Origin of the sequence: Dyella acidisoli (assembly GCF_030160295.1) — a bacterium.
In the GTDB taxonomy this organism is placed as follows: domain Bacteria; phylum Pseudomonadota; class Gammaproteobacteria; order Xanthomonadales; family Rhodanobacteraceae; genus Dyella_B; species Dyella_B acidisoli.
This window is the reverse complement of the sequence record NZ_BSOB01000014.1, coordinates 17,580-27,056: the sequence shown is the minus strand read 5'-3', so window position 1 is coordinate 27,056 and position 9,477 is coordinate 17,580. Positions and strand designations below refer to the sequence as shown.

Below are 9,477 nucleotides of genomic sequence, written 5' to 3'. Positions count from 1 at the left end.
CAAGACACTCGGCTGGCGTTCGCCGGCCGAGGTGTTCTTCGAGCACTACATCCAGGCTCGCGATGGACTGGCGCCAGCTGATGCACTTGGAGGTTGAATCTGCCAACCCAAAGAAATGGCCTAACAAGCTCACAGCATGGGGAAGGTAAAAGCCTGAACGTGTATGGCTAGATAGGTGGTTGCTCGCCCATGGTTCAACGTCCCCGCTATACCGCGAGGCGTCGAAGCGCTGAGGACTTAAAGCAGATCGGGCAGATCTCAGCCAAGCTCAACCTGTCGGAGGGCGCGCTTTAAGCCCTCAATGCTTCGACGCCTCGCGGTATAGCGGCGCGGTAGAAGCTGGGCCCGCCAACGATCAAAGCAAGGCGTCATCCTTCAGGCTTGTAACCGATGCAATGCCATGAGCTCTTCAGGCCATTTCTTTGGGTTACTTTTCTTTGGGCCAGCAAAGAAAAGTGACTCGGTCGCTTCGCGACCGAAAGCGCCGCAGGCAATACCCCAACACCACGACACACCCAGCTGAGGCGAGACGCTAATCAGGCTGAAGAGAGGGAACCTGCAAGGCCCCCTTCCCTGCGGCAGCGAATGGTCCCCCTCGCCGTTTAGAATGGCGCCCTTGTGCTCAAAGTTGAGGGTTCTTCGTGGTCATCCATCCCAAGGTTCGCGGCTTTATCTGCATCACGGCGCATCCAGTCGGTTGCGAACAAAACGTGCAGGAGCAGATCGGTATCACCAAGGCCAAAGTGGGTTCCGCCACAGGTCCCAAGCGCGTGCTGGTCATCGGTGCCTCCACGGGATACGGGTTGGCCTCGCGGGTCACCGCGGCCTTCGGTTACGGCGCAGCGACACTGGGCGTGTTTTTCGAGAAGCCTTCGAGCGAAACCAAGCCCGGCACGGCCGGTTGGTACAACTCCGCCGCGTTCGACAAGCTTGCCAAGCAAGCCGGCCTGTATGCGCGCTCCATCAATGGCGATGCGTTCTCGAATGAGACTCGCGCACGTGCCATCGAACTGATCAAGAACGAGATGGGCGGCCCGATCGACCTGGTGATCTATTCACTCGCCTCGCCCGTGCGCAAGCTGCCCGATAGCGGCGAGGTGGTGCGTTCATCCTTGAAGACGATCGGCCAGCCGTTCACCGCATCGTCGGTGGATACCAACAAGGACGCGGTCGTGCAGGTGACGGTGGAACCCGGCACCGAACAGGAAATCAAGGACACCGTCACCGTGATGGGCGGCGAAGATTGGGCGCTGTGGATCGAAGCACTGAACCAGGCCGGTGTGCTGGCCCAAAACGCCACCACCGTCGCCTACAGCTATGTCGGCACGGAAATCACCTGGCCCATCTATTGGCACGGCACCATTGGCCAAGCCAAGCAGCACCTGGACAACACCGCGCACGAACTCAGCGCGCGCTACCAAGCGCAAGGTTTGCATGCCTACGTAGGCGTGATGAAGTCAGTGGTGACGCAGGCCAGTTCGGCGATTCCGGTGATTCCGCTGTACGTCTCCATGGTGTTCCGCATCATGAAGGAGAAAGGTCTGCACGAAGGCACCATCGAACAGGCCAACCGTCTGTTCCACGATGTTCTGTACCGCGCCGATGGCACGCCGCCAGCTACCGACGAAGAAGGTCGCCTGCGCCTGGACGATTGGGAATTGCGTGACGACGTGCAGCAAGCGTGCAAGGCGCTGTGGTCGCAAGTCACCACGCAAAACCTGTGGGAAACCACCGATTATGCCGGCTACAAGAATGAGTTCCTGCGCTTGTTCGGGTTTGACCGCAAGGATGTGGATTACAACGCGGATGTGAATCCGGATGTGAGTTTCGACGTAGTGCAGTTGTAATCCGCGAGCCAGTCCCCTCTCCCCGAAGGGGAGAGGGAGCGAAACATTATCGCGTGCACCAACAAAAAAGGCCGGCATTGCCGGCCTTTTTTTGCATCAACGCATAATGCCCGTATGCCCCAGCGAAAACCGCCCAGGCTGCGGCCACACGGCCAAGCCATGCGGTTCCATGCCGACCTTGATGATCTTCACCTTGCCGGTCGCGGTATCGAACGCGTACACCACATCATCGAAACGACCCGACAACCACAACCATTTGCCGTCGGCCGTGACGTTGCCCATATCGGGACTGCCGCCGCCCGGAATCGGCCAATTGGCAACTACTTTGCGCGTGGCGAAATCGATCACCGACACGCTGCCAGGACCGCCGCGTGGACCATGCACCTTGTTCGAACCGCGGTTGGCCACGTAGAGCTTGGTAGCATCGCGGCTGGGGTACAAACCATGCGTACCCACGCCGGTCTTGATGAAGCCGATCTGTTTGAAGCTGTCGCCGTCAATCAGATACACGCCATCGGCCATCATGTCGGCGACGTAGAACACCTTGCCGTCCGGCGACACACGAATGTCCTGCGGCATGCCGTGCTTGTTGAGCAGCAGGTAGCCGAGCACCTTGCGGTTGACCATGTCGATCTTCACCAGCTTGCCGCCAAACTCGCAAGTAAAGATGGCGTACTTGCCGTCGATCGAGAAATCCGCGTGATTGATGCCTTTGCATTCGGGTGCGGGCAAGCGGGTTTTCAACGCCATGGTGTGCGGATCGCGGAAATCCAGGCGCGCGAACGCTTCGGCCACCACGATCGCTTCCTTGCCATCGGGCGTGAAGTACATGTTGTACGGATCATCGACCGGATCGGCCTTGCCGGGCTTGCCAGTGAAGGGATCAATGGGCGTGAGGCTGCCATCGTTACGGCCTTCGGCGTTGTTGGTCACCCACAGCGTTTTCAGATCCCACGCCGGCACCACGTGCTGCGGGCTGCGCCCGACCGGAAACTTGTCGACCACCTGAAAGGTGCTCGGATCGATCACGTACACGTCGTTGGAACGCAGATTCGGCACGTAGATGCGTGGCAGCGCATTCGCCACGGCCGGGCTGAACATGTTGAAGCCCGCGTTGCTGTACATATTGCTGGGGTTGGAAACCGGCGGCATACCGGGCACGGTCTGCACCGTTTGCGCCGCTGCAACGGCCGTGGCACACAAACCCGCCAGCACCACGCCGGCACGCAAGGCAAGACGCCCAAAACGATCAAATTTCACGGCAAATTCCCGTATTTGGAGAAAACGTTCGATTCACTTCGATACTTACATCAATGCGCCGCCGTAGCTTGGCGGATAGCGTCGACAGTGCGCGAAACTATAGCATCCACGCCCATTTGACCGAGTTCTGCGGTAGAACGCCGCGGATCGCCGCCATACACACCGTCGGCAGCACTTGGCTTGGGTGCATTGCGCAGCTGACTCTGTCGCACCATTTGCGGTGCAACGGCAAGTTGCAACGACGTATCGGCCAAACCGGCATGCGTGCCGATTTCATCGTCGCGGATGCCATGTTGGCGCAGCATTTGCGCATAACCATCGGAAGAGGTTTCGTAATACGCCGCCGGCAGAATTGCCCGCGCGTTCGTGCCCGCCCACGCTTTATTGAGGTGCGCCACCACTTGCTTCAAATCTTTCTGGTAACCACCGTGATCGCCGAGAAAGACGATATTGCGAAAGCCGTGCACGGCGAAACTGTTTGCCGCCGATTCCAGCAACTTCTCGAATACATCATCGGGAATCGTGATGGTGCCGGGAAAACGCATGTGCGATGTGGTTGGCGCATAGCCGCCTTCCGGCACGTAGGCCACTACCGGCGCGACCAGAGCATTGCCAAGTTTCTGCGCAATCCGGTCCGCAAGGTATTCGGCGCGCACGTTGTGCTTGCCCACGGCGATATACGGACCGCTTTGCTCGGTACCGCCGATGGGAATGATGACGGTGGTCTTGCCGGCCTGGATTTGGTCACGCAGTTCGGTCCAGGTGAGATTCTGGAGCTGGACGGTTTGCGGTGTCTGCGCGAACGAAGCCTGCGCTGCCATGGCAAGTACGACGGATGCAATAACGCATCGAAATGAACGCGTGGTCATGAGGCGGTCGCGATGGGGATGTCAAGAACGGCATCATATGGTTGCACGCCATCCATGCCTTCGCATCCTCTTCACGCTGATTGCCCGCGTTTTGCCTCATTCGCTTTCTTGGGGAATCGCCCGCCTGAAGATTTCCTCCCAATACGCCATTCGCTCCGAATAAGCCTCACGCACCGATTCGGGCTGATCATTCTGCAGGCTGCGCACGTGGGTGATCGGCAAGGTGGCGGAAGCCATTTGCCGCCATGCATCCGCGGCGGCTCTCAAGTGCGGATGGGACGATATCAGCGCGGCGATAACCTGCTGATCCACCATCTGTTGCGCGCTCAACGCCATCAAGCCCTCCAGCGCGATATCGGTGCGCTCAGAAAGGAACGCTGCGGCTTCGCCCCAGTTATTGAAGCTGACTTCCATGGCGGGCTCCTTCGTTCGGGGGAGACACCGACAGCCTAGAGGTGTGCCGATCAATTCTGCGTGGGCGTTTGGTAAGTGCAGATGAGTTCGTTCACGTGGGAGCCTTGCGCTTAAATACCCCTCTCCCGAGGAGAGAGGGGCTTAAGTGCGTAGCTTGGGTTTACCCCCAACGCACGCAAGTAAAAGCAAGCTCTAGCAAGGAAACAGTCGCCTCAAACCGCCTCCGCCTGCTGCAACGGCTCCCACTCATGCTCCGGGTAATAACGCCGCATCATCCGGTCCACGTAAGCCACCAAATTCGGGCGCCCCACCACAGCGTCACGCAACGGGGTATCGAAAAACGGCGTAAGGATGGACGCCAGCACGCCGAATGCAATCGCGTCCACCGCACTCAGGCGCTCGCCCATCAGATAGGGCCTATCGCCCAGCAACGTCGCCACGGCATCGATCGAGCGCACGCCCAAAGCAGCGATCTCGCCCGCTGAGTGGCGACCGATGCCATGTCCACGCAAGTCTTGGTTCTTGCTCGCCTGCATGTCACGGCGCATTTGTTCGCGCTCCGCCTCCGGCGCGCGGTCCGCGAATCGTGCCGGCCCCTTGGCGAAGTTTTCCGGAACGATCCACCGGAACCACACCATCGCAAAGTAAAGGTGATCCTCCAGCATCCGCTCGATCGCCCAGGATTGGGCGCGCTGCTGTTCATTCAGGCCCGCATCCAGATCCACGCCATACTTGCGCTCGATATGCGTGCGGATAAAGGTGGAATCACAAACCACTTCGCCATCATCCACCATATAAGGCACCTTGCCCTTGGGTGCTTGCGGCGGAATGGTGGACTCCCTTGCGTAAGGCAGGCTCGCCATTTTCAACTGCACTTCGCTCTTGATCACGAAAGGGCTGGTTTCCGGCATATCGAAACCGGGGCGCGTAACGTACAGGGTGATGCTTGGAGTGGTCATATCCATGAGATCCGCACAAAAGGTAGGCGTAGCCTGAGCCTTGGCTACTGACAACATCATGTCAGCAGTCGTCGTCGAACAGCCTTGTCACGTTGCCGCCGGAAACGGAGTCATACCAGGCAAGCACATCGGGCGGCAGCAGACCGCCCAGTTCCATACCAACCGCACGGCAGGCATCAAGCGTATCGATCAGCACCTTGGCATAACGGGGATCGAGTCCTTCAGGAGCCACGTTCGCAGCTTGCCATTCGACTGTTTCCAACAAGCGCTGGGACCAGTCGTACAACTGGTCTGCGCGCTCGACGAAACGGGCGCGCAACCAGCTACTCAGCGGCACATGCAAGGTATAGCCATAGCGCTCCGCAATACGGCGCACGAACGGCCCCACCTCTTCACCGATGCCGCGAAACCACTCGGTGTGCCCGCCAGCGGTGTCCGACACCAGCAAGGGAGCCGTAGCACGATGCGCCGGCCAGCGTTCGATCAGCAACCGCTCCAGGCGTCGCGCTTCTCGCAGTTGTACGGTCTCGACCAGCATGCCCTGTTCCAGATCGAACAAGGCGAAAAAACGTGGATGGAAAGTACGGAAGCGCTGAATGGGGTCCTGCGTAAAACCTACTTTCGTCAGGTCCTCGCCCAGGGAAGGCAGCACGTAAACGAACGTTCGTCCGCGTTTCACAGGATTGGGCAAATCCCAATCAACCGGTGCTTCTCGCTCGCTCAAGCCCACTCCCATCCAAGATACCAAGGCGCTCGACGATCACCCCTAAGCGCGTGATACTGCTGCGCAAGCAGTAGGGGAATAAAGTTTTGAACAACACACCTGCCAAGGGAAGCCTTGCCTGCGTAGGCATAGGCATGACGCTGGGATCTCACCTCAACCCGCGGACTCGCAGCTACATTGAACAAGCGGACGTGGCCTTCGTTCTGGTATCCGACGGCATCATCGAACAGTGGCTGCAAGGCATGCACAAAGACATGCGCAGCCTGCAGCCGTATTACCAGGAAGGTAAGTCGCGAATGAAGACTTATCGGGAAATGGTCGATGCCATCATGACCGAGGTGCGCTCAGGCAAGCGTGTTTGCGGCGTGTTCTATGGCCACCCAGGCGTATTTGCGTGGGTACCGCACAAGGCCATTGAAACCGCGCGGGGCGAGGGCTACTCCGCCCACATGGAACCCGGCATTTCTTCTGAGGACTGCCTGTACGCCGACCTAGGCATCGATCCGGGCGCGCGCGGCTGCCAGCACTATGAAGCCAGCCAGTTCATGCTCTACCGGCGTTGTATCGATCCAAGTGCATGGTTGATCCTGTGGCAGATTGGCGTGGCCGGCGACAAATCGCTCAAGCGCTTTTCCACCGGGTCCGCACACCGGCAAGTGCTGGTAGACGTGCTTGCCCGCGACTATCCGCGGGACCATCAGGTCATCATCTACCGCGCTGCCACCCTGCCCTTCCAAACACCCCGTATCGAGCATCTGGCGCTTGAAGCATTGCCTCAAGCCGAAGTGGGCATGGCCGACACCCTGGCCATTCCACCTGCCCGTCCTTTGGAGGCCGATAACGAGGTTCGTGCACGACTGGCGGCACTGGCCTGATTGCGGCCATATGAAGGAAAAAGCATGGCAAGCATGGATGCGGTTGACTTCAATCGCTCGCAAGTAGGGCATGCCTATTCGCGGCGCGATATGATGAGGGCGCTCAGTGCTCCAGGAATGATCACTACGGGCGATACAAGGGGTACCACAGCATTACTACAGGGGTAGTTTGATGTTGAACGTCATTCGTTTTTTGGAAAAGATGGGCAGCGAAGCGCATTGGCGCGACGCGAACCTTGATGAACTGGAAGCCGCGCTGGCGGATGCTGAAGTCGAAGCACCGATGCGCTCGGCCATTTTGAACAAGGATGGTGCCGAATTGCAGGCCCTGCTGCACCAGCCTCAGTTCGTTTCCACCGTCATTCCAGCAGTACCCGAAGAAGAGGAAGACGAAGAGGAAGACGAAGAGCCCGGCGAACAGCCGAAGCCTAAGGACATGCGCAGCTCATTGCAGTCCTCTTCAGATTCTCACGCTTAACTGCCGTAATGTTAACGGCCGGCTGTAAGCATTGGAGGCAGCTGGCGGGAGCCGTTTTGCTCCTAATACAAACGCTGTTCGCGGGTAATCAGCTCATGGCTGCCCCCGCGAACAGCAATACCTCCGAATTGCTGGCGCACGCAGATGCTATCAAGACAGTAGACAACGAAGCATTCGCCAAATTGCTGGCTCAACTCGAAAAGGACAGCGCGACCTTCTCGACCGAGGAAAGATGGCAATTGCGATATCTTGAGGCTTGGGAAGAGGTCTATGTTGGAAACTTCGCCAAGGCCCAACTGCAACTTGGGACGATCATTCGAGAAACACCGATTGACCGGATTCGAATGCATGCATCCGCCACATTGGTCAATATCCTCGGCTACAGTCACCGTTACGAGGATGCATACACGCAACTCGATCAAGCCCTGGACCAATTACCGCGAGTAAGCGACAAAGATGCGCGCTTTCATGTACTCGGCGAAGCATCGCAACTTTTGGCAGGCGCAGGACAATACGATCTCGCCGCCAATTATGCGGATCAAATCGTCGCCGACTATAAAGAAGGCCGACCTCGATGCATTGGCATGTATTTAAAGTCGCATGCTGATTTTCTTCGCGGGCACTTGGATTCATGGAACGAGCATGCGCAGCAAGCAATCGAAGCTTGCGTAAAAGTTAGTGAAAACCTTTTTGCTGATGCCGCACGACAAGACGTGGCAAGTCTTGCCATTCGGCAAAATCGGACTAAGGATGCTCTTTCGCTGCTTGAACGCAGTTATCCCAGCGTCATCAAATATCAATACCCGGAATTAGTAACCGAATACGACGTATTGCTGGCGCAAGCCTACTGGCAAATGGATGACGCATACCACGCTGAAGGATTCGCGCTGAAAACGGTCGATGCCGCGCAGAAAGGCGAATACACCGAACCTTTAGCTACCGCCTATCGATTGCTTTACCAAATCGAGCGAGAAAGGGGCAACCTTCGTGGTGCGCTTGCCTATCATGAAAAATATCTGGAGGCTGACAAGGGGCGCCTTGATGACGTTCGCGAAAAGGCATTGGCTTATCAGTTCGTCAAACAACAGGTAGAAGCAAAGAAAGTTGAACTGGACAAACTGAATAAAAAAAACCAGATCCTTCAACTGCAACAGGCGCTTGGCCACAAAGAAGTAGAAACGAGCCGACTGTACATCGCCCTGCTACTCACCGTACTGGCCTCCATTGGCTTCTGGTTGTATCGCCTCAAGCGCTCACAGCTCCGCTTCATGCGCCTCGCACGCCGCGACGGCCTCACCGGCATCTTCAATCGCCAGCACTTCGTTGAAGAAACAGAACAAGCGCTGCGCTACGTGGCCAAGTCCTTGCGCGGCGCCTGCCTGATCCTGATCGATCTGGATCACTTCAAGACCATCAACGACACGTATGGGCACGTCGCTGGCGACAACGCGCTGAAGCGCACCGTGTTGATCTGTCAACAGCACCTGCACTCCGGCGATGTATTCGGCCGTATCGGCGGTGAGGAATTCGGAATTCTGTTACCAGAGTGCACGCTAATTCAGGCGCTTGAGCGGGCGGAGCGCATCCGTCTTGCTGTTCAAGCTGTTCCGGATTCGGAAACCGAGCAAGTTCCACTCACTGCAAGTTTCGGCATCGCCTCGACCACACACTACGGCTATCACCTGCGGCACCTCCTCGTTGCAGCGGACGATGCGCTCTATCGCGCCAAGCGCGACGGTCGCAACCGTGTGGTAATGAGCATGAACGAGAGATCTTCGTTTGCTGCCGACCGTCGCACTAGCTATGACACTGTCGCCAATAAGTCCGGCTTCCGATAATGAGGTCCCGCTCATCCGCCAACAGTAACCTGCTTGGAGCCATTTCAATGGATGATTCGGCGCAAATAGCTACATCTGGTACTACAGCTTCCCGCATCGACGATGGTCCTCTTACTACGCGATATGATGGTTAGGCTACCGGGCTGGCCACACCCAGAACGATCGCCGTAGCCGGCCAGGGAGTAGCAATGTAGGTACTACAGGGGCAATCTA

At 57.7% G+C, this 9,477-nt stretch carries 9 protein-coding genes; 4 read left to right on the top strand and 5 right to left on the bottom strand.

The window, feature by feature from the left end; translation table 11 throughout:
* Positions 1–641: 641 nt before the first annotated feature.
* On the top strand, positions 642–1,847 hold the full coding sequence (gene fabV / locus QQJ86_RS08930; RefSeq protein WP_284320585.1) for an enoyl-ACP reductase FabV: 1,206 nt from the start codon (positions 642–644) through the stop codon (positions 1,845–1,847).
* 96 nt (positions 1,848–1,943) lie between these two features.
* Here the strand turns inward: fabV and QQJ86_RS08925 are convergent, their stop codons facing one another.
* The 5 genes from QQJ86_RS08925 to QQJ86_RS08905 form a co-directional block, all read right to left on the bottom strand.
* On the bottom strand, positions 1,944–3,107 hold the full coding sequence (locus QQJ86_RS08925) for a YncE family protein (RefSeq protein WP_284320584.1): 1,164 nt from the start codon (positions 3,105–3,107) through the stop codon (positions 1,944–1,946).
* Positions 3,108–3,157: 50 nt separating this feature from the next.
* Entirely contained in the window at positions 3,158–3,976 is an 819-nt protein-coding gene (locus QQJ86_RS08920) for a creatininase family protein (protein WP_284320583.1), read from the bottom strand.
* A gap of 96 nt (positions 3,977–4,072) precedes the next feature.
* Complete coding sequence (locus tag QQJ86_RS08915; protein ID WP_284320582.1) at positions 4,073–4,390, bottom strand: hypothetical protein; 318 nt, start codon at positions 4,388–4,390, stop codon at positions 4,073–4,075.
* Positions 4,391–4,602: 212 nt separating this feature from the next.
* Positions 4,603–5,349, bottom strand: a complete 747-nt coding sequence (locus QQJ86_RS08910; protein ID WP_284320581.1) for a glutathione S-transferase family protein — start codon at positions 5,347–5,349, stop codon at positions 4,603–4,605.
* A gap of 61 nt (positions 5,350–5,410) precedes the next feature.
* Complete coding sequence (locus tag QQJ86_RS08905) at positions 5,411–6,073, bottom strand: GIY-YIG nuclease family protein (RefSeq protein ID WP_284320580.1); 663 nt, start codon at positions 6,071–6,073, stop codon at positions 5,411–5,413.
* A gap of 86 nt (positions 6,074–6,159) precedes the next feature.
* Between QQJ86_RS08905 and QQJ86_RS08900 the strand changes: the two genes are divergently transcribed.
* From QQJ86_RS08900 to QQJ86_RS08890, 3 genes are all read left to right on the top strand, one after another.
* Entirely contained in the window at positions 6,160–6,948 is a 789-nt protein-coding gene (locus QQJ86_RS08900) for an SAM-dependent methyltransferase (RefSeq protein WP_284320579.1), read from the top strand.
* A gap of 172 nt (positions 6,949–7,120) precedes the next feature.
* Positions 7,121–7,426, top strand: a complete 306-nt coding sequence (locus tag QQJ86_RS08895) for a hypothetical protein (RefSeq protein WP_284320578.1) — start codon at positions 7,121–7,123, stop codon at positions 7,424–7,426.
* 95 nt (positions 7,427–7,521) lie between these two features.
* The gene (locus QQJ86_RS08890) at positions 7,522–9,264 is read left to right on the top strand and encodes a GGDEF domain-containing protein (RefSeq protein ID WP_284320577.1); all 1,743 of its coding nucleotides are present in this window, start codon (positions 7,522–7,524) and stop codon (positions 9,262–9,264) included.
* Positions 9,265–9,477: the final 213 nt, after the last annotated feature.

Coding starts and splice junctions, on each gene's coding strand:
- QQJ86_RS08920 (WP_284320583.1), bottom strand. CDS start 3,976: ATGACCACGCGTTCATTTCGATGCGTTATTGCATCCGTCGTACTTGCC.
- QQJ86_RS08915 (WP_284320582.1), bottom strand. CDS start 4,390: ATGGAAGTCAGCTTCAATAACTGGGGCGAAGCCGCAGCGTTCCTTTCT.
- QQJ86_RS08910 (WP_284320581.1), bottom strand. CDS start 5,349: ATGACCACTCCAAGCATCACCCTGTACGTTACGCGCCCCGGTTTCGAT.
- QQJ86_RS08895 (WP_284320578.1), top strand. CDS start 7,121: ATGTTGAACGTCATTCGTTTTTTGGAAAAGATGGGCAGCGAAGCGCAT.
- QQJ86_RS08890 (WP_284320577.1), top strand. CDS start 7,522: ATGGCTGCCCCCGCGAACAGCAATACCTCCGAATTGCTGGCGCACGCA.